Annotated in this window: 18 protein-coding genes and 1 pseudogene; 6 read left to right on the top strand and 13 right to left on the bottom strand. The window is 63.3% G+C overall.

The window, feature by feature from the left end; translation table 11 throughout:
• Nucleotides 1-23 precede the first annotated feature (23 nt).
• Nucleotides 24-1,034, top strand: coding sequence for a phosphotransferase enzyme family protein (locus ACFFNA_RS13985; protein WP_378919056.1), 1,011 nt, complete (start codon nucleotides 24-26; stop codon nucleotides 1,032-1,034).
• 48 nt (nucleotides 1,035-1,082) lie between these two features.
• Here ACFFNA_RS13985 and fabG read toward each other — a convergent pair whose 3' ends face one another.
• From fabG to ACFFNA_RS13955, 6 genes are all read right to left on the bottom strand, one after another.
• Nucleotides 1,083-1,847 carry a 3-oxoacyl-ACP reductase FabG gene (gene fabG / locus ACFFNA_RS13980; RefSeq protein ID WP_378919054.1) on the bottom strand — a complete coding sequence of 255 codons (765 nt, stop codon included), beginning with the start codon at nucleotides 1,845-1,847 and terminating at the stop codon, nucleotides 1,083-1,085.
• An 80-nt stretch (nucleotides 1,848-1,927) separates the two neighbouring features.
• A complete protein-coding gene (locus tag ACFFNA_RS13975) occupies nucleotides 1,928-3,454 on the bottom strand; it encodes an APC family permease (protein WP_378919052.1) in 1,527 nt (508 codons plus the stop codon).
• A 97-nt stretch (nucleotides 3,455-3,551) separates the two neighbouring features.
• A complete protein-coding gene (locus ACFFNA_RS13970; protein ID WP_378919050.1) occupies nucleotides 3,552-4,250 on the bottom strand; it encodes a cysteine hydrolase family protein in 699 nt (232 codons plus the stop codon).
• An 8-nt stretch (nucleotides 4,251-4,258) separates the two neighbouring features.
• On the bottom strand, nucleotides 4,259-4,678 hold the full coding sequence (locus tag ACFFNA_RS13965) for a diol dehydratase small subunit (RefSeq protein WP_378919048.1): 420 nt from the start codon (nucleotides 4,676-4,678) through the stop codon (nucleotides 4,259-4,261).
• Entirely contained in the window at nucleotides 4,675-6,945 is a 2,271-nt protein-coding gene (locus tag ACFFNA_RS13960; RefSeq protein ID WP_378919047.1) for a propanediol/glycerol family dehydratase large subunit, read from the bottom strand. Before ACFFNA_RS13960 ends, ACFFNA_RS13965 begins: the two co-directional genes overlap by 4 nt.
• 185 nt (nucleotides 6,946-7,130) lie before the next feature.
• The gene (locus tag ACFFNA_RS13955; protein WP_378919045.1) at nucleotides 7,131-8,021 is read right to left on the bottom strand and encodes a LysR family transcriptional regulator; all 891 of its coding nucleotides are present in this window, start codon (nucleotides 8,019-8,021) and stop codon (nucleotides 7,131-7,133) included.
• 121 nt (nucleotides 8,022-8,142) lie between these two features.
• On the opposite strand from ACFFNA_RS13955, the gene ACFFNA_RS13950 reads away from it, so the two are divergent.
• Nucleotides 8,143-8,883, top strand: a complete 741-nt coding sequence (locus tag ACFFNA_RS13950) for an SDR family oxidoreductase (RefSeq protein WP_378919043.1) — start codon at nucleotides 8,143-8,145, stop codon at nucleotides 8,881-8,883.
• 76 nt (nucleotides 8,884-8,959) lie between these two features.
• Nucleotides 8,960-9,863, top strand: a pseudogene (locus tag ACFFNA_RS13945) (SDR family oxidoreductase).
• A gap of 30 nt (nucleotides 9,864-9,893) precedes the next feature.
• On the opposite strand, the gene ACFFNA_RS41385 reads toward ACFFNA_RS13945, so the two are convergent.
• From ACFFNA_RS41385 to ACFFNA_RS13910, 7 genes are all read right to left on the bottom strand, one after another.
• Entirely contained in the window at nucleotides 9,894-10,073 is a 180-nt protein-coding gene (locus ACFFNA_RS41385) for a zinc-binding dehydrogenase (protein WP_465264490.1), read from the bottom strand.
• A 242-nt stretch (nucleotides 10,074-10,315) separates the two neighbouring features.
• Nucleotides 10,316-11,089 carry an SDR family NAD(P)-dependent oxidoreductase gene (locus ACFFNA_RS13935; protein WP_378919039.1) on the bottom strand — a complete coding sequence of 258 codons (774 nt, stop codon included), beginning with the start codon at nucleotides 11,087-11,089 and terminating at the stop codon, nucleotides 10,316-10,318.
• A gap of 9 nt (nucleotides 11,090-11,098) precedes the next feature.
• Entirely contained in the window at nucleotides 11,099-12,463 is a 1,365-nt protein-coding gene (locus ACFFNA_RS13930; protein ID WP_378919037.1) for a dihydroorotase, read from the bottom strand.
• The gene (locus ACFFNA_RS13925) at nucleotides 12,438-13,367 is read right to left on the bottom strand and encodes an allantoinase PuuE (protein ID WP_111543123.1); all 930 of its coding nucleotides are present in this window, start codon (nucleotides 13,365-13,367) and stop codon (nucleotides 12,438-12,440) included. The genes ACFFNA_RS13930 and ACFFNA_RS13925 overlap by 26 nt, the downstream gene beginning before the upstream one ends.
• A gap of 10 nt (nucleotides 13,368-13,377) precedes the next feature.
• Nucleotides 13,378-14,394 carry an NAD-dependent epimerase/dehydratase family protein gene (locus ACFFNA_RS13920; RefSeq protein ID WP_378919035.1) on the bottom strand — a complete coding sequence of 339 codons (1,017 nt, stop codon included), beginning with the start codon at nucleotides 14,392-14,394 and terminating at the stop codon, nucleotides 13,378-13,380.
• Nucleotides 14,395-14,430: 36 nt separating this feature from the next.
• Nucleotides 14,431-15,198, bottom strand: coding sequence for an SDR family NAD(P)-dependent oxidoreductase (locus ACFFNA_RS13915; protein ID WP_111543125.1), 768 nt, complete (start codon nucleotides 15,196-15,198; stop codon nucleotides 14,431-14,433).
• Nucleotides 15,198-16,376, bottom strand: a complete 1,179-nt coding sequence (locus ACFFNA_RS13910) for an MFS transporter (RefSeq protein ID WP_378919032.1) — start codon at nucleotides 16,374-16,376, stop codon at nucleotides 15,198-15,200. The genes ACFFNA_RS13915 and ACFFNA_RS13910 overlap by 1 nt, the downstream gene beginning before the upstream one ends.
• Before the next feature lie 383 nt (nucleotides 16,377-16,759).
• Here ACFFNA_RS13910 and ACFFNA_RS13905 point away from each other — a divergent pair, with 383 nt between their 5' ends.
• Genes ACFFNA_RS13905 through ACFFNA_RS13895 form a run of 3 tightly spaced genes read left to right on the top strand, consistent with a single transcriptional unit; the run spans nucleotide 16,760 to nucleotide 19,482 of the window.
• Nucleotides 16,760-17,110, top strand: a complete 351-nt coding sequence (locus tag ACFFNA_RS13905) for a RidA family protein (RefSeq protein WP_111543127.1) — start codon at nucleotides 16,760-16,762, stop codon at nucleotides 17,108-17,110.
• A 27-nt stretch (nucleotides 17,111-17,137) separates the two neighbouring features.
• The gene (hydA, locus tag ACFFNA_RS13900) at nucleotides 17,138-18,568 is read left to right on the top strand and encodes a dihydropyrimidinase (protein ID WP_378919030.1); all 1,431 of its coding nucleotides are present in this window, start codon (nucleotides 17,138-17,140) and stop codon (nucleotides 18,566-18,568) included.
• On the top strand, nucleotides 18,553-19,482 hold the full coding sequence (locus ACFFNA_RS13895; protein ID WP_378919028.1) for a nitrilase-related carbon-nitrogen hydrolase: 930 nt from the start codon (nucleotides 18,553-18,555) through the stop codon (nucleotides 19,480-19,482). Before hydA ends, ACFFNA_RS13895 begins: the two co-directional genes overlap by 16 nt.
• Nucleotides 19,483-19,507: the final 25 nt, after the last annotated feature.

Here is a 19,507-nt window from a genome sequence, read left to right as displayed (position 1 = left end):
GCAATGATTGGGCAGGACGGATAGTGACGGATTTCGACGCGCTCACCCACGACCAGCAACTCGGCATCCTGCAGGAGACGGCGGAGACAGCCACTGCCAGCTACGATCTGCCGGCGGACGTTTCCGTCGAGATGATCAACCTGTCGGAGAACGCGACCTACAAGATTGCGGCTCGCGACGGCCGGCGGTGGGCGCTTCGCATCCACCGCGACGGTTACCATTCAAGGACGGCTATCCAATCTGAACTGGCCTGGCTGACCGATCTGCGCCAGACCCGGATCGTCTCTACACCCGTGCCGGTCGCGGGCAAGGACGGCGAGCAAATCCAGCTTGTTGGCCATCCCAGATTGGCGCGACCCCGTCATGTCGTGTTGTCGCAATGGGAGACCGGTTCGGAGCCAGGCATAGGCGAGGCGCTCGCGGAACCATTTGAGGTGCTGGGCGAGGTGACGGCCCGCATGCACATCCACGCCCGGCAGTGGCGGCGCCCTTCCTGGTTCAGCCGCCACGTATGGGATTTCGAGACAAGCCTCGGCGAGGAAAGCCCCCATTGGGGGAGTTGGCGCGACGGCATGGGCGTCGACGCTGCGAAAGCCAAGCACTTTGGCCGGACCGTAGATCTGATCGGCCGCAGGCTCGCCGCCTTCGGCAAAGGCCATGACCGCTTCGGCCTCATTCATTGCGACCTGCGGCTCGCCAACCTGCTGATCGACGGCAAGACAGTGAAGGTCATAGACTTCGACGACTGCGGCTTCGGCTGGTATATGTATGACGCGGCGACGCCCATCTCCTTCTACGAGCACGAGCCGCAAGCAGCCGATCTTATCCAGTCGTGGACGACCGGCTATCGCCGTGTGCTTGACCTGCCCAAGGCGGACGAGGACGAGATCCCGACCTTCGTGATGCTGCGGCGCCTGCTCCTCGTTGCATGGATCGGCTCGCACGCGGAGACGGACCTCGCCAGGTCGATGGGCCTCCCTTACACCGAGGGAACGGTCGGGCTGTGCGAGTCGTATCTGAGCAAGTTTTCCTAGACTAGCTCTGCCCGGCCGCCATTCGACGCGAATGATTGGACGCCATCATCAGGCCAGTGCTTCCAGGCTCTCCGGCAGGATCTGGCCGCCGTCGACGATGATCGTCTGCCCCGTCACATAGCCTGCCTCCTTCGAAGCAAAGTAGATCGCGGCGTGGCCGATGTCCTCCACGGTTCCGAGCCGCTTGAGCGGGATCGAGGCTGCCATGGTCTTCTGGTAGTCCTCGCCCAGGCCGGCAAGGCCCTCGGTCACGATGTTGCCCGGCATGACGGCGTTGACGGTGATGCCGTATTTCGCCAGCTCGATGCAGGCCGTGCGCATAAAGCCGAGCTGTCCCGCCTTGGTGGCGCCGTAGTGCGACCACCCGGGAAAACCGGTGACCGGTCCAGTGATCGACGACGTCAGCACGATGCGACCCTGGTCGGATTTCTTGAGATAGGGAACCGCCGCCTTGACTGCGTGGAAGGTGCCCTTGAGGTTGGTGTCGACAACCTCGTCCCATTGTTCCGAGGTCATGTCCTCGAGCCGCGCCTGCGGGAAAATTCCGGCATTGGCGCACAACACGTCGATGCCAGCGTTTCTTGCGGCTGCCGCCGCAAGTGCGCCCTCAATGCTGGCGAGTGAAGTGACGTCGCCAACCACGCCGAAGGCTCCGTGGCCGATCTCGGCGGCCGCGGCTTCGGCCTGGTCGGCATGGCGCGCAACGATGGCGACCTTGGCACCCGAGAGCGCGAACACCCGCGCTATGCCCTTGCCGATGCCTTTCGATCCGCCTGTAACGACAACGGACCGACCCTTCAAAGACTGGGTCATGATTTGAAGCTCCGAAATGAGACGGGGACAGAGTGATACTCTGTCCCCGTTGCCGAAAGGATTCCAGGGCGATGGACGCCCTAGCCTTCGTTCACCATGTGACCGATGTTCTCGTATGCCTTGGGGTTGGCGGACTTCAACACGAAGCCCCAGATCAGGCCGACGACAAGGATCGCAAGCCCCACGTAGGGGATGCTCCTGGCGAAGCCATTGGTACCGCCCAGGGTCGCGAGATTGGCCACCAGCGTGTAGACGAGGACCAGCTGGACAACGAGCGAGATCAACGGCGCAATGACAGTCGTCAGCACGCCGCCGCCGCCGTTCTTCTTGAACCACATGTAGATCGCCAGCGAGACAACGGCCTGCAGCACCAGCAGCAGTCCGGTGCCAAGCACCGCAAACAGCGTATAGACACCAAGCCAGGCCTGTCCCGACGGATCGTCGAAGCCGTAGGCCAAACCGTAGAGCAGGACCCATATCGCCGCCAGCACCGACTGCAGGGCCGAGGCCTTGTGAGGGCTCTTGTGGTGATCATGCGTCTCCGCGATCGCCTGTGGCAGAACGCCTTCGCGCGCCAGCGAGTACAGGTAGCGGGAAGCGGTGTTGTGGAAGGCCATGCCGCAGGCGAAGGAACTGGTCAGGATGAGGAGCGACATCAGCTGGTAGCCCCAGCCGCCGACAAAACTCTGAACCGGTGTCAGGAAGAAGTTCACCCCGTCGGAGAATGCCTTGGCCACCATGTCGGCCTCGGTGGGATAGGCTGCCACCGCGCACCAGCTGACGAAGGTGTAGAACAGGCCAAGGCCGATGACCGAAATCAGCAGCGATTGCGGAATGATGCGCTTCGGATCGCGGGATTCCTCGGCATAGTTCGGCGCCATCTCGAAGCCGACCCACGACCAGAACGCCATGAAGATGCCGACGGCCGCCGCGCCCGCCGGTATTGCGACGGTTCCGACTGTCTGCTCGGCGACAGGCGTGAACACCTTGAACATATTCAACGAATCGCCGGAAAAGTTCGTCCCGCCATGGGCAAGAAGCACGCCCAGGGAGAAGATCACGAGCATGATCACTTCAAGAATGAGGGCTATCCCGAGCAGCCGTGCCGACACCTTCACGTCGCGATAGGCAAGTGCTGCGATGACCACGATCATGGCCAGGGCAAGGACGATCCACGGCACGTTGATGCCGAAGTGCTGGGAAATCCACAAATTGCCGAAAAACGCGAACAACCCGGTGAGGGAGGCCTCGAACAGCGAATAGCAGGCGAGCGAGCCTATGCCTGCGGACATGCCGACCTCACGGCCGAGCCCTTGGCTGATGAAGGAGTAAAAGCCGCCGACGGACGATACGCGCGATGCCATCGCGGCATAGCCGACCGAGAAGATGGTCAGCACGATCGTCGCCATCAGGAAGGCGGCCGGCGTATATTTGCCGATGCCGTAGCCTGCCGCGAACGGGACATTGCCCAGCATTGCCGACATTGGTGCAGCGCCGGTGACGGCCAGAAAGAGCACTCCCGCGAGCCCCACGGCCTTCGAGTGCAAAAGGTTGATGCTGTTACTCTTCGAAACGTCGATCGTTCCGCTTGCAGTTTCGATGGCCATGAAGCCCCTCCATTCGTGACAGCTGTATTTGTTCCCCGCACATGGCGGCCGATGTGTCCCAGCCTGCGAGTGCTGCAATGACACTACGGACGTAGCGTCACTTTGCCAAGGCCATGATTTTGCAAAGCTCGAAACTCGACATGACGTGGCAGTAGATCATATTGATGATTTCGAGCTCCTTGCGATGAAGCTCGTCGGTCGCCGCCGCGCGGCAATCCTCGATCACGATGACGGCATAGCTTTCATCCGCCAGGCTGCGCACCGTCGATGACACGCACTGGTCCGTGAAGATGCCGCAACAGATGACATTCCTGATGCCAAGATTGTGCAGGATCAGACGAAGATTTGTTCCCGTCAGCGCGGAGTCGGTGGTCTTGGTTACGACGATTTCGTCGCCGACCGGCTGAAGCTCGGCAACGAGCTGCGACGGCGCGTCGTTCTTGGGCAGAAGTAAATTGTTCCACCCCGGCATTTTCTGGGAGAGCGAACGGTCGCGCCCGTCCTTGGTGTGGCAAGCGATACGGGCAAAGAGGCATTCGATGCCATTTGCCCGTGCCAGCTCCAGCAATCTTGCCGTGTTCGGTATGACCGTGCCGTGCATGCGCTGGTGGAACGGCGTCCACAGATCGTAGCGGTGCTGCTCTTGCGGTGAAAGCGACGCGCGATCCGGCCGTTCCAGGTACGTATTTTGAACATCGATGACCAGGATGGCGGTTTGCGCCGGCACCAGCATCGGATCATCTGGCTCGGGTGCGCCAACGTAGTAGAGCGAACGGAATCCGGTTTTCCAGCTCATGCGGTCCTTCAGAAGCGGAATGTGAAAAGGCCTCGCGCCGCATAAGTCTCGGCGGCTTCTTCGATGAAACGGGCGATGCGTTCGGCCTGGTAGGTATCGCGCATCGTCGCAGCGGCCTCTAGCAATTCTTCCTTGGACTTGGCGCGGCCGGGGCGCAGCAATTCATATACCTGCATGATGAAATCCTGGGGCACCTCGACAAGCTCCGCCCCCCGCTCGAAGTTGAGGGCCAGTGTCGGCCGTCCGACATCGCGCGCCACATCGGCCTGAGCCTGCAGCGCTTGCGGTGTGATGCGAAGGTCTTCCATCGTCACGTCGCCGGCAAGCACCGAATCCAGCGTTATCTCAGGAAGCGACTTGCCGCGCTTGCCCGTCACGGCGCCGGGCTGTGTTTCGGCGAGCGGATAGTCGGCACGCGTGCGGGTCATGATTTCGCCCCCGTCAGCGTGACTTCAACCTCTTCGGGAGCCGCACCAGCCTCTGTCAGTCCGGTTTCGATCGCGTAGATGAGGGCGACACGGGCGTGGTAGCGCGAACCCATGGCCTCGCCCCGCTGCGGCACCACGATGGGCTCCGGCATTTCGCCCAGCGCATACGCGGCCGCATTGGCACCCAGCGCGCGATAGTGCTCGAGCCTGGTGATCGGCGCATTGGAAAACAGCTCCAGGTTGTTGTGCGGCTGGCGGTCACGCTGGTGAATGACGGCCGTGCCCTTGGCCTGGATGCCGATGCCGATGCCGCTACCGGCAAGCCGGGCGGCGGACAGACCGAGGAAGGACGTATCCGCTGTGTGACGGAATCGAACGACGCGCGCCTTCAGCCCGCGCGCTTGGATTGCATCGAGCATGGCGCCAAGGACTTCGGAAAGCCGATGTCCGGCCGTCGTTCGGTAAAGCTTCAGCCCGAAGGCCGGGCTGATGCCGATCACCACGTCATCGTTTGCCGATCCGTTGGCCGCCGGCCCAAGGTTGCGGTAGCGGATGTGCCTTGCTTCGTCCTTCTCGTGCAGGGCTTCGGAGCGCAGCACTTCCTTCTGATCCAGAACATCGCGGATATCGTTGAGCTGCAGGCGGCGTTCTTCGGAGACGCGATAGCCGGAGCCGGGACCGAGATAGTCGTTCGGATCGTTCACCGCGCTGACGATCCGCCCATTGCGGATCATGGCCGAGGTCTGGAGATAGTCGCCGGAAAGGCGCAGCTTCACCACGTTCAGGAGGTTCTCGGCCTCTTCGCGGAAACCGCGGTTGGCCAGCGCCTTGACCACGTCGATCACGGTGATGCCGCGCTCCTTGATGGCCTCGCTGATGAAGCTCACGTCGCGCGGCATCAGGCTGCGCGTATCGTCGGAGCCGGAGGCATAAACCACACTGGTCTTCATGTCCTCGGTCGGCGTCGAAAGGCCGAGTTCCTCGAACACGGCGGCGATCGCCTCCACCGCCCGCTCGCGCAACTCGATCGCGCGTGACTCGGGCAGCGGCGTCAAACCGCCATCGGCCTCGAAATCCCGCTGCAGCACGAGATAGTCTTCCAGTTCCTCGCCGTTGATCAGCGACGGGTTGAACGAGTTGTCGTATTTCAGGATCGATCCCATTCCGGAGCAAATCAGGTCGGAGCCGGCAATCAGGTAGGGAAGGATCTTGGCGCCGACGCGAATTTCCGATTCGGTGGAGCGCGCGTCATTGCCTGATGCGCATTCGAGATCGAGCCAGACGGCGATGAGGTTCTCGGCCATCAACTCGCGAACACCACCAGGAATGGTGGCGGTCAATGGGGCCCCGTCGATGCCACCATTTTGCGTGCCCTGCACCCCCATGCCGCGCTGCAGGCAGAGGCAGCGCGCCTCCAGGTAGAGCAGCGATTTTGCCTCATGGAAGCCCATCAGCAACTCAGAGCCGGCACCCGATGTGCAGCGCATCTTGACGCCGCGCGAGGCATAGGCGGCGGCGAGGAATGCCTTGGACCATGGCGTGTCGTCGCCATCGGTGAACGATTTTTCGGTGCCGTAGACGGAAACAGTTTCGGCGTAGGATGTGAAGCCGGCCATGGCGATGCGCAACTCCTCCGCTTCCTCGCTGGAGCATTGGAACAGCGTTCCCCAGCGGCCTACCGCGCCGCCTACCGCACACGCCACCGCGTTGGACCAGGCATTGCGCGACACGCGCATCGTTGTCTCGATCTCGTCGAAGCCAAAGGCGACGGCTGTTGCGGCATCCGCGGCGAGCTGGAGCGGGTCGTCCTTGGCGTTGGTTACATGCGCCTGATTGCCCGGCGTCTTGCGTGCCCTCATCTTCGAGTAGGCGAAGGCGATCTCCAGCGCATTGAGCTGCGATACGACCTCGGCGAGTTTCGCAGGTGTCATGCCATGGGCGAGCCGCACGAGCTTTTCGCGGGGCACGTTCATGTCGACAAGCCAGCGTGCGACGGTCGCTGAGTCCAGCGCCATCGCTTCAGGCGCCACTTCCGGATCGATGTGATGGCGGGCAATGAAGCGGTCGATCATGTCGTAGTCGTGTTCGAGTACGCCATCGAGGGACACGACGCGCCCGCCCTTGATGGCGATGCCTGGTTTGGGATCGGCCGGACTCGAGAAGGCGGAGAAGCCGTTGGCAGGGTCTTCGGCTGCAAACTTGTCCAGGCGCAAAGGCCGTTCGTCCCAGTCGGCGAAGCGCTTCCAGCGGTTCAGTTTCGGTATCATGCGTGCGTTTCCCGGCCTAACGGAAAGACTAGTGAATGCCTGCTCGTCATACAATGGCCTGGATCGGACGTAGCCGAAGGGCCTGCACGCCGGTACTTACTCCGAAACCCAACTCCAGATTCCATGGAGTGCAATGATATCGAAATCCGGCAGATCTGCTCGTGCCGCAAATTCCTGGAATGAAACTAAGCGCTTTGCACGAAAATCCTGCCGAGCCAGTCGATGAACACGCGTACGCGTGGCGAGAGTTGGCGGTTGCGCGGATAGAGGACCGAAACGGGCGTGCTGGACGGTGGGAACCCCGCAAGCACCTCGACCACTTCGCCAGCTCTTAGGGCGTGTTCGGCGTGGTAGCGTGGGATCTGGATCAGGCCCAGTCCTTGTTTCGCCGCCGCCAGATAACTCTCCGCCGCATTGACCGAGACGGTGGCGGGTAGAGTCACGTCGTGAACATCGCCGTCGACCGAGAACTCCAGCGGGAGCAAGCCCCCGGTTGCCGATGAGCGAAAGCCGATCATGTGATGCCCATCCAGCGAGTGCGGGTGTTTCGGCATCCCATAGGCGGCGATATAGGATGGTGACGCCAGCGTGACCTCATCGAGCAGCGCAACTTTCCGCGCTATCATATCGCTATCCTGCGGGGTGCCCACGCGCAGCACGCAATCAATGCCTTCACGGACGAGGTCAACCAGCCGGTCGCCCTCGCTCATGTAGAACTGGATCTCGGGATAAGTCGCGAGGAAATCCGGCAGGTTCGGCAGGACAAAATGCCGGGCCAACGTACCATGGACATCAACGCGCAGTAGCCCCTTCGGCTTTGCGCCGGCAAAAGCGCCCTCGGCATCTTCGATATCGGCGAGGATCGTCAGGCAACGCTGGTAATAGGCCTCGCCGTCGAGTGTAGGGCTGACTGTGCGCGTCGTGCGCTGGAGCAGGCGCACGCCGAGGCGCGCCTCGAGCCGCTTGACCGCGTCGGTCACGGTCGAGCGCGGCAGCCCCAGATCCTCGGCGGCCAGGGTGAAGCTGCGGCGCTCCACGATGCGGGTGAAGACGCGCATGGCGTCAAATCGATCCATGTCTATTATTCGCGATTGTCGGAAAGTGATGCCAGATATTGGATAATTATCCGCATGAAGGCCACATGTAAACCACCCTTATCCCGACGCACTGATGCGTCGTTTTTCAAAGGAGAAGGCAATGTCCGAACAAAATAACAAAGTCGCCATCGTCACCGGCGCCTCGCGCGGCATCGGCGCCGCGATCGCCGAGCGTCTCGGCAAGGATGGCTTCACCGTCATCGTCAACTATGCCGGCAGCGCGGCTGCGGCTGAAGAGGTGGTCCGCAAGATCGAGCAGGCTGGCGGCAAAGCTATTACCGCCCAGGCCGATGTGGCCGATGCCGATGCCGTGCGCCGCATGTTCGACAGCGCGGAGACCGCCTTTGGCGGCATCGACGTTCTGGTCAACAATGCCGGCATCATGATGTTGTCTGCGCTCGCCAGTGCCGACGATGTCAATTTCGACCGCCAGGTCAACGTCAACCTGAAGGGCACCTTCAACACCCTGCGCGAAGCAGCCAAGCGCCTGCGCAACGGTGGTCGTGTCATCAACTTCTCGACTACAGTCGTTGGCCTAAAGCTTGAAACCTACGGCGTCTATGCCGCCACCAAGGCTGCCGTCGAGACGCTGACGGCGATCATGGCCAAGGAGATGCGTGGCCGCAGCATCACCGTCAATGCGGTGGCGCCCGGACCAACTGGGACCGACCTCTTCCTCAACGGCAAGTCGGACGAACTGGTCGAGCGTATGGCCAAGATGAATCCGCTGGAACGTCTGGGCACGCCAGCCGACATCGCCGCCGTCGTCGCCTTCCTCGCAGGCCCGGATGGCGCCTGGATCAATGGCCAGACGCTGCGCGCGAACGGCGGCGTGATCTGATTTGAAGAAGCGGCGATGGCGAGAGCCATCGCCCTCAAACTTAAAACCCCAAAGAACAACTGAAAGGAACACAATGATGAGCAAGCACGTCATCGTCATCACCGGCGCCTCGAGCGGCTTCGGCGCGCTCACCGCCCGCGCTCTCGCCAAGGCCGGCCATACTGTCTATGCCGGCATCCGCGCCACACAGACCCGCAACGCCAAGGCCGTAGCCGACGCGGCTGTCTTCGCCAAGGACAACGGTGTCGACCTCCGTACCGTCGAGCTCGATGTCGCCAACGACGCCTCGGTTGAGGCAGGCATTGCCACGATCATCGCAGACACGGGCCGGCTTGATGTCGTGATCCACAACGCGGGACATATGTCCTTCGGTCCTGCCGAGGCCTTTACGCCGGAGCAGCTCGCCGAACTCTACGACATCAATGTGTTGTCGACCCAGCGTGTGAACCGCGCGGCGTTGCCACACATGCGTAAGGTCGGCACGGGCCTTGTTGTCTGGGTCTCCTCCTCGAGCACACGCGGCGGTACGCCGCCCTATCTGTCGCCCTATTTCGCTGCCAAGGCCGCCATGGATTCGCTTGCCGTCTCTTATGCGGCCGAGCTGACGCGCCGGGGGTATCGAGACTTCGATCATTGTGCCGGGCGCCTTCACCAAGGGAACCAACCACTTCGCCCATTCCGGCTCGCCAGCCGATACGGCGCGGGCAGCCGAATACAATGAAGGCCCCTACAAAGGCGTGCCTGAGCAAGCGTTGCAGGGGCTCGCCTCGCTCGAGCCTGCCGATGCCGATGCCGGCGAGGTTGCCGTCGCCATCATCGACGTCGTCGGCAGGCCCTTCGGCCGGCGGCCCTTCCGCGTCCACGTCGATCCGTCTCAGGACGGCGCCGAGATCGTCAACGGCGTTGCGGACCGCGTCCGCGCCGAGATGTTCCGTCGCATCGGCCTCGAAGATCTCCTGAAGCCCGCCGTTAGATTGTGATGGCGAATCCGCCGTTCGGCTTGATCGTCCCTATGCGCTGATTTCGATGACGGTCTTTCCGAAATGCTGACCGGCCGCCAGATGACTATAGGCGGCCGGTGCCTCATCGAACGGGAAGACACGGTCGATGGTGGGTCTGATGCCGGAAACCTCGACGAAGCGGACAGGCTGCTCCAACATGGCGCGGCTACCGGCAGTGATGCCGACCAACCGTTTGGCTCCGCCGATAAGTGTACCTGGCTCGATGGAAACCGGTCCGCTGCCAGTGACCCGGCCGCGGACGACGGTGGCTCCTCCCGGCGTCGGGCGAGGGCGTGATTTCACCAGCTAAGGGATGACAAGTTCAACAAGGAATGCCTTTCCAACGTGCCGCCTCAACACCGCAGCCTTTCGCCAGATCGATCCAGTGATCGAGCGCGCCCACTGGCAGGGGCGGGCTTAGTCTTCCTCCGTCAGCCCGCCATCCAGCCGCCGTCCACCATCAGGTTGATGCCGGTAACGTAGCTTGCCATGTCGCTGGCGAGGAACAGGGCGGCGCCCGCAACGTCGCTCGGGGCACCAAGCCGTGGCCACGGCGTGCGCCGGCGTGAATAGTCGAGCGCGTCAGGGTCGTTGGCCACGCCCGGCTTGCCGGTGATGATCTTGCCGGGCGCGATAGCGTTGCAGACGATCAGATCGTCGGCGTGGTCGACCGCGATCTGCCGTGTCATCTGCACGATGCCGCCCTTGCTCACCGAATAGGGAAAATCGCCGGGGCAGGCGACCATGCCATGCTGGGAGGAAATGTTGATGATGCGGCCGCGAACCTCGTTGACCGGCGCCTGGGTGAGCATCTGCAGGACGGCGCGTTTGCAGCAGTAGAAGAACCCTGTCAGGTTGACGCCGATCACACGGTTCCATTGCTCCGGCGAGGTCTGCACGAGATTGGTGCTGGTGTAGACGGCTGCGTTGTTGACCATCACATCCAGTCGGCTGAAGCGCGCCACGGTGGTGGCGACCAGCGCATCGACCGAATTCCAGTCCGAAATGTCGGTTGCGACATGCATGGCCGTTCCGCCGGCCTGCTGGATCAGGCTGGCGGTGCTCTCGCCACCCTCGATCGGCAGTTCGACCGTATCGGCGATGACGACGCTGGCGCCTTCCGCCGCGAAGTTGAGCGCGATAGCGCGGCCGATGCCGGAGCTTGCGCCGGTAACGATCGCGACCTTGTCCTTGAGCAGGGGCATCTTGTTTCTTCAGCTTTCTCGACGAACAGGCTTTCCTTGTGCGGGATCGATCAACACCTGATCGCGAACGATTTCTTTCCCGCGCAGAAAGACATTGGTCAGCCGCGCCTTGACGGTCCAGCCATCGAACGGCGTGTAACCCGCGCGCGATACCTGATCGCCGTTGGCGATGGCGCTGGATTTCCGCGGGTCGACGATCAAGATGTCCGCGTCGCAGCCAACAGCGATTCGTCCCTTGCGCTGGCCGAGCCCAAAGCGCTTCGCCGGATTGCGCGCGCACATACGCACCACATCAGCAAGCGTTATCAGTTCCTCGTCGACGAGTTTCAGCATCGCCTGAAGCAGCGTCTGCAGCCCCGGCATGCCGCCCGGGATGTCGGCGAAAGTCGCGTAGGACGCGGCCTTTTCGGCCGGTGCGTGCGGCGCGTGGTCGGTGGCGACGATGTCGATCAGCCCGGCCTTCAGCGCTGCGCGCAGGCAATCGACGTCTTGCCGCGATCGCAAGGGCGGCGAGCCTTTCAGCGCTGCGCCCTGCGTCTCGTAGTCGCCGGCGCTGAACAACAGGTTCTGCGGCGTGGTCTCGACGCTGGCATCGGCCAGATCGCGCAGTCGGCTCCAGATTTTTACGCCCAGTTCCGAGTTGATTTGGCGGACATGGATTCGGGTGTTGGTCGAGGCGGCGGCAAGAACGGCTCGCGCGATACCGCCGGCTTCCGCCAGCGGTGGCCGGCTGTCGAGAAAGGCCGCGATGGTCCCCGCCTTGTGGCGCGCATTGCTGTCGGTCAGCATCGACTGATCGCCCGGCGAAACGCCGATCAGCGTATCGGCATCGCCAAAATTCCTGAGGGCCTCGGTAACCGCGTCCAATGTCTGAAACAGGAAAGCCTCCGGCACATCGGCGGTGAACAGTTCGAACGACACCGGCGCCAACTCGAGCAGGCCAGGGACGAGCGACAGGTCGTGGCTGATCACGGCCTGGAAGCCGACATCGACATGGATACGCCCTTCGGCCATGGCCATCTTGTCGGAAAGTTCTCCGGCGCTGGCCGTCCACGGCTCGTCGGTCGGCATGTCAAGCACCGTCGTCACGCCGCCGAGTGCTGCGGCATGCGTGCCGGAGGAAAAGTCCTCCTTGTGCGTCAGACCCGGCTCGCGCAGATGCGCATGCGCGTCGACCAGGCCGGGCAACAGGAAGCTGCCCGAGGCGTCGACGACGATCCTGGCCGAAGCCGTCTCGCCGGGCGCGACGAGCGCCACGATCCGGCCGCCGGCGATACCCACGTCGCGCCGGTCGAGCCCTTCGGCGTTGACGATGGTGGCTCCCCGGATCAGCGTTTCGAACATGCCGTCAGCCGCGCCGCTCGAAGCCGGCATGGTTCTCCAGCCAGAACCGGGCGATGTCTTCGCGGCGCATGAAAGCGGCGGCCGGTTTCTTCTTCACGTGCTCGATCACTTCGCGCAGTCCGGACGCCCGGTTGGGCTGGCCCATCCAGCGCGCATGGATGCCGATCGTCAGCATGCGGCCCCCGGTCTCGTCCGCTTCGTCGAGCATGTAGTCGATCGCCGAGCGGCAATCCTCGGCGAAGTCGCGCGGATTGCTGTAGCCCGGCGCCACCAGATAGCGGCTGTCGTTGAGGGTCTTGGAATAGGGCACGACAAGCACCTCGGTGCCCTGGTGGTCGAGGAAATAGGGCAGGTCATCGTTACAGGGATCGGAGTGGTAGAGAAAACCGCCCTCGCGCACGAGCAGGTCGCGCGTGTTCACGCTTGGGAACGAGCGGCAGTTCCAGCCGGCCGGGCGCTTGCCCGTCAGCCTTTCGTAAAGGGCGACCGCCTCGTGCAGCTGGCGCTCTTCCTCGCTCCGCTCCATCGTCGCGTAGTCGACCCAGCGCAGGCCATGGCCGAGCAGGTCATGCCCGCGCGCATTCATCCATTCGACCACAGCCGGATTGCGTTCCAGCGCCACGGCGCAGGCCGAGATGGTGATCGGAATGCCGTAGCGGTCGAACAGTCGCGCCAGGCGCCACACACCGGCGCGGCTGCCATATTCGAAATGGGTCTCGGTGCCGAGGTCGCGCACCGGTGGGCTGCTAGCGAGATTGTACTCGCCCCAATTGTCGTTGCGGCCATCTTCCAGCCACGAGTACTCCGATCCTTCCTCATAGTTGAGCACGAGGTTGATGGCGAGCTTGATGCCGCCCGGCCAGGTCATTAAGGGCGGGCGCGGACCGTAACCGACGAAGTCGCGCGGCTGCGCATGCTGGTGATCGGTTGGCATGGTGTCCTCCTCAAACCTCGTTGGCGGCGATCCAGTCCATGTAGTCGTGGAAAGCCTCTCTGGCCGGCGTCGGCCGCCAGTTGGTGTCGCGCTCGATCCGGGCGAGGTCGTATTCGCCCCACATGCCGGTCTTCAGTGCAGCGTTCATGATGATGTTCGCCGTCTCGGGCGGGCTGATCTCGGCGTTCAGGCCGGGGAAGCGCTCGGCGGCCCAGCCGATGAAGTCGCCGACGGTCTGCGTGGCGCCGCTGCCGATGTTGTAGTGACGGTAGCGCAGGCGGTCCGCATCGAGCAGGGCGATGATGGCACGGGCAACATCGCTCGACAGCACGTAGTCGCCGAGCGGCTCCAGGCTGTTCGGCCGGATCGTCTCGCCGGCCAGCGCCATATGCGCGACGCGGTTTGGCAAATGACGGACGTTGCGGCTGCCGGTCACGCGGTCCATCGGGCCGTAGACCGACGATAGCCGCACCGAGATGGCGGAAAGACCGAACAGGTCGGCGTAGCGGTCGGTGACCATTTCGGCCGCGAATTTCGAGATGCCGTAAAGCGTCAGCGGCGCCACATGGCCGTCCTCGGGAAGCGGTTCGCCACTCCAATCCGGCCCATTATGGCGATAGACCGAACCGGAGCTGACATAGACGAAGCGTTTGATGCCGGGACGGTTGCGCGCCCATTCCAGCATGTGCACCGTGCCCATCAGATTGACGTCGACGATGGTGCTGGGGTTCTCGGCCTCGGGCGGTTGTTTCGGGTCGCTCGGGCGCGAATTCGGCGTGACCGTCGCGCCGTGGACAATGGCGCTGATGCCGTATTTATCGAGCGCGGCCGCCCATGCGGACGGCTCGAGTATGTCGGCGGTGAGGACCGTGAGCCGGTCGCGCACCGGCGCGAAGAATTTCTCCGCGATCGCATCGAGCCCCGAGCGGTCGAGAATGACGGCGCGGGCTTGCGGATCGCGGTCCAGCCATTCGCGTGCTACCACGCTCATGACAAAGCCGGTACCGCCGGTGACAAGCAGCGTCATGTGAACTCCTGTGAAAGTGGCCAAGGGATATCGAGGTCAGCGCGTTGCATAGCCGCCGTCCACGAGCATGTCGCTGCCGGTGACGAAGGACGCATCCGACGACAGCAGGAAAGCCGCTGCTGCGGCGATTTCTTCCGGTTCAGCGATCCGGCCAAGCAGATGCGCCGGTCCCAGACCCGCATTGGCCGCCTCGAAGTCTGGAAATCTGCGCAACAGGCGCGTGGTCGCCACCGCACCGGGCGACAGACTGTTGACGCGCACCTTGTCGGCTGCGTGGTCGACCGCCATCGCCTTGGCGAGGTGGATGAGCCCTGCCTTGGCGGCGCAATAGGCAACCGCCTTGGTGGTGGCGACGCGTCCAAATTGCGAGCCGATGAACACCACCGAACCGCCGCCGCTTGCCGCGATCAATGGCACCGCGAACTTGCTCATCAAAAACGCGCCGGTCAGGCTGACGTCGATCTCATGCCGCCAGGAGCTTTCGTCGAGATCGACGACGGTGGCGCCTGTCGATGGCGCGGCGGCGTTGTGCACGAGCCCATCCAATCGGCCGAAGTGCTCTCTCGCGATCTCTACGGCATTTCGGGCGGAGTTGATGTCGGTGACATCGCAACGGCAAGCCACTGCCGAGGAACCGAGCCCGTCGGCAAGTGTCTGCGCCGCCGCGGCATCATGGTCGGCGCAGACCACGCTGGCACCTTCGGCGACGCAGCGCCGGGCAATGGCCGCGCCAATGCCACTTGCTGCGCCCGCGATCAGGATGACGCTGCCTTTCAGGCGGTTCATTGCCGGATTGTCCGTCATCAAACCTGTTCCTCGACAGTTTGCGCGATCGGTGCTGAGGCCGGCCGGCGTAGAAGATTGTAGCAGGCCGCGAGCGTGACCAGCACCGCCCCGCCGCCGAGCAGCAGGAACATTGCCGGCGGCCCGAGATGCACCATCAGCCCTGCGGCAACGCCCGGCGTCGCCACATTGCCAATCGAGTAGAGCAAGAGAAGTGTGCCGGAGGCGGCGACCATGTGCCGGACGGGCAGCTGCGAGGCGGCGAATGCCATCGCCACCGGATAGATCGTCAGCGCGGTCGCGCCATAGAGAAAGAACAACACGAACAGCAGCGGCACGGAAAGAGTGCCGACCCATGCGATCGAGGCGCAGGCCGTCACCGCCAGGAGTCCTTGCACCAGCAGCATCACGCGTCGGTCGAACCGGTCCGACAGCCAGCCCACCGGCGTCTGCGCCAGCATGCCGGCAATGCTCACCGTTGTGACCAACCAGACCGCGGCTGATGCCGACAATCCGATCTGTGTCCCATAGATCGGCGTCAGCACGAAGATGTTCATGTTGGTGATGCCGGCCTGGAAAATGGCGACGACTGTCACCGGCGCCAGTTTGAAAAGCGCCAGTGGCCCGAGCCGTGCGGCCCTTGCTCCGATCGTTGGCGCCGGCTCGGCCGGAACGGAAGGCAGTGCCGGCCAGCGCAGGCCGGCGACTTTGGGCACGAACGCCAAAAGCACCATCACCGCGGCGACGGAAAACAGATGCGGCGACCTCGGACCGACCAGCGCAACCAGGATCTGTCCGAGCAGCACCGCGATGGCCGTCGTCAGCATGTAGATCGAGAACATCGCGCCGCGATTGTGCTGCTCGGCATAGAGATTGATCCAGCTTTCGCAGACAACAAACATCGAGGCCATCGACATGCCGCCGAGCAGCCGAAAGCAGAACCAACTCGGCACGAAGTCGGTGAAGACGAAGCCCGCGGCCGATAGCAACGCGGTTGCCAGGATCAACGCGAAGGTTCGCTCATGACCGTAGCGGGCGACCAGCGGCCGCGTCATCAGGCATCCGACCAGAAAGCCGACTGGATAGGCTGTCAGCACGGTCTGGACGACCTCCGGGGCGATGCCGGGTTTGCCGAGGTAGAATGAGACCGCGGTCGTCAACATGGCGCTGCCGATGCAGGCGAGGCAGATGCTGGCCATGATCGGCAGCAAGGCGCGGGAGCGCTCTGCATTCCGCCAGAAGCGCATTGCGGTTTGAGCGATTGGCCCCATGAATGCCGCCGTCAGCCAGCTAGAGGCATCGGGAATCGCAAACGGGGCCGATAACCGACGCGGGACTTTCATGCATTGCGGCGGCTCCCCTTGGCAGTGCCGCTGATCAGCGGCTGCTGCTCTCCCAGACGAAAGCTACACCTCGCCAATCGTGTCACAAGCGAAGATTGACACGGCTATGGCGTCAATTTTTTTGGCCATCCGAAATGCAGAAAGCAGCATCTTGCCGCTTCCCAGGCTTTACAGTCGTTTTGTCCGCTCCGTACCATAGTCAATCTGCCAGGATCGAAAGCCGCCAAGGAGGAAACTGCATGACGATTGAACGTCTTGAAAACGGCCAACGCTTCTGTCGAGTGCTCCGCTACAACGGCACCGTCTATCTGGCCGGCCTGACCGCTGACGACCTTTCCGGCGACACCACCGCGCAGACGCGCGAGATCCTTGCCAAGATCGATGCTTGTCTGGCCAAGGCCGGCAGCGACAAGACCAGGCTGCTGAGTGCCCAGATCTGGCTGCGCGACATTGCTGATTTCGACATGATGAATTCGGCATGGGATGCCTGGATCGACCGCAGTGCGATGCCGGTACGAGCGACGGTGGAAGCGCGCCTTGCCGGGGACCAGTACCGCGTCGAGATCATGGTGACGGCGGCTGTCGCCTAGGGCGGAATTTTAGGCGGGCAAAACGAGATGCATGAGCTGGCAATCAAAGGCGGACGGGTTGCGATCGACGACGGCTGGGTCGAATGCGACGTCGGCATCGATGACGGCCGCATAGCAGCCATCGGCAACGGCCTGTCCGGCAGGGCGCTGCTGGACGCCAGCGGCCGCTGGGTCATGCCCGGAGGTATCGACGCCCACTGCCATCTCGACCAGCCGGTCTGGGGCGGGGCAGGCAATGCCGACGACTTCGAGTCCGGCACCATTTCGGCGGCATTCGGCGGCACGACCTGCATCATCCCGTTCGGCATGCCGGGTCCTGATATGTCGACGATCGGTGCCGTGGATCGTGCGCTCGACCGCGCCGCGGGACGCGCGGTGATCGACTACGGACTGCACGCCGTGGTGACTATGGGCACCGGCGCCGATGTCGAGGCGCAGCTCTCTCAACTGGCGGGGCGCGGCATCGCCTCGGTCAAGCTGTTCATGACCTATGAGGGCTTCGCCGTCGACGACGATCTCTTCTTCCGGATACTCGATGCCGCACATGGCCTTGGCTGGATCGTCATGGTCCATGCCGAGAATGACGCTGCCATCCGGCGAACGCGCCAGCGCCTGATCGATCTCGGCCGCACCGACATTCGCTACCACGTCGTTGCCCATAGCGAGACCATGGAGCGCGAGGCCACGCATCGCGCTTTGGCCTTCGCCGAAATGACCGGCACGCGCATGACCATCGTCCACGTCTCCTCCTGGCAATCGGCCGAAGAAGTGGCGCGGGCGCGCATGCGAGGGGTGGATGCGATCGCCGAGACCTGCCCGCAATATCTGTTTGTCGGCTCGGCCGATCTCGACCGCCCGGCCATGGACGCGGCGCGTTTCGTCTTCTCGCCGCCGCCGCGCTCGCCGCGTAGCCATGAGCATCTGTGGCAGGCACTGATCGATGGCGGCATCGATCTCTGGTCCTCGGACCATTCGCCATACTGGTTCGCGGACAAGATCGGCAGATCGCAAACGCCTGCCTTCAACACCACGCTGAGCGGCATTCCGGGCATCGAGACGCGTTTGCCGCTGCTGTTTTCGGAAGGGCTGCTGACAGGTCGTCTGACGCTTGGCCGCTATCTCGATCTCACCTCGCGCAATGCCGCATCGATCTATGGACTTGCGCACGCCAAGGGCAGGATCGCCGTTGGGCTCGATGCCGATCTGGCGCTGTGGGACCCGACGGCCCGCTGGACGCTCGGCCATGCCGCCTTGCATTCGCGTGTCGACTTCACCCCTTACGAGGGCCGGACAGTGACCGGTAAACCGACCGACGTTCTGGTGCGCGGGGTGCCGGTAGTCGCTGACGGCGCGCTGCAGGTGCAGCCGGGTTTCGGACGCTTCCTGGCGCGCACCGCCGCCGATCCAGCTCTTTCTGGAAAACCTGTCGAGGAGAAGACGCCATGGTTAGATTCCTGACCATCGCGGTCTGCCAGACCGGGCCTATCCAGCGCAGCGCCTCGCGTGCCGAGACTGTCGATCGCCTCGTCCAGTTGCTGGAGCAGGCGGCTGCTGCCGGGGCCGAGATTGCGGTGTTCCCCGAAATGGCGCTGACCACCTTCTTTCCGCGCTGGCGCATCGATGATACCGTCGAGATCGAGTCTTTCTTCGAAAGCGCGATGCCGGGGCCGAAAACACAGCGCCTCTACGACGCGGCCGCCCGCCTCAAGATCGGCTTCGCGCTCGGCTACTGCGAACTCGCGCACGAAGACGGCCGGATACGCCGCTTCAACACCATGGACCTGATCGGACCGGACGGCGATTTCATCGGCCGCTACCGCAAGATGCATGTGCCGGGGTCGAGCGAGCCGGAAGAGGGCACGACCACCCATCTGGAACGGCGCTATTTCGAACCGGGCAATCTCGGCTTCCCCGTCTTCGACTATCGCGGCGTCCGCGTCGGTCTGGCAATCTGCAACGACCGCCGCTGGCCGGAAACCTACCGGATGCTCTGCCTGAACGGCGCGGAGGTGGTGCTGATCGGCTACAACACGCCGCTGCTGCTCGACGAGGCGCCGGCGCTGGCGCATCTGCGCATGTTCCACAACCATTTGCCGATGCAGGCCGGCGCCTATCAGAACACGCTGTGGGTCGCGGCCGCCGCCAAGGCCGGGCGCGAAGACGGCCAGGCGCTGATCGGCGGTTCCTGCATCATCGCCCCGACCGGCGAGATATCAGCGCAGGCGCTTTCGCTTGACGACGAGGTCATCGTCCATCGTGCCGACCTCGACCTCATCGCCACCTGCCGGAGGGTGAATTTCGACTTCGCGCTCTATCGCCGGCCCGATCAGTACCGTCTCATCAGCGAACCCGTGGCGGCATCGGGTGTCTGAGATGAGCCGCAATCAAGCTCAGGGC

The sequence above is a fragment of the Mesorhizobium kowhaii genome, assembly GCF_042431665.1.
Taxonomy (GTDB): domain Bacteria; phylum Pseudomonadota; class Alphaproteobacteria; order Rhizobiales; family Rhizobiaceae; genus Mesorhizobium; species Mesorhizobium kowhaii.
The sequence above is the reverse complement of the archived record's forward strand: the minus strand, read 5'-3'. Positions and strand labels throughout refer to the sequence as shown.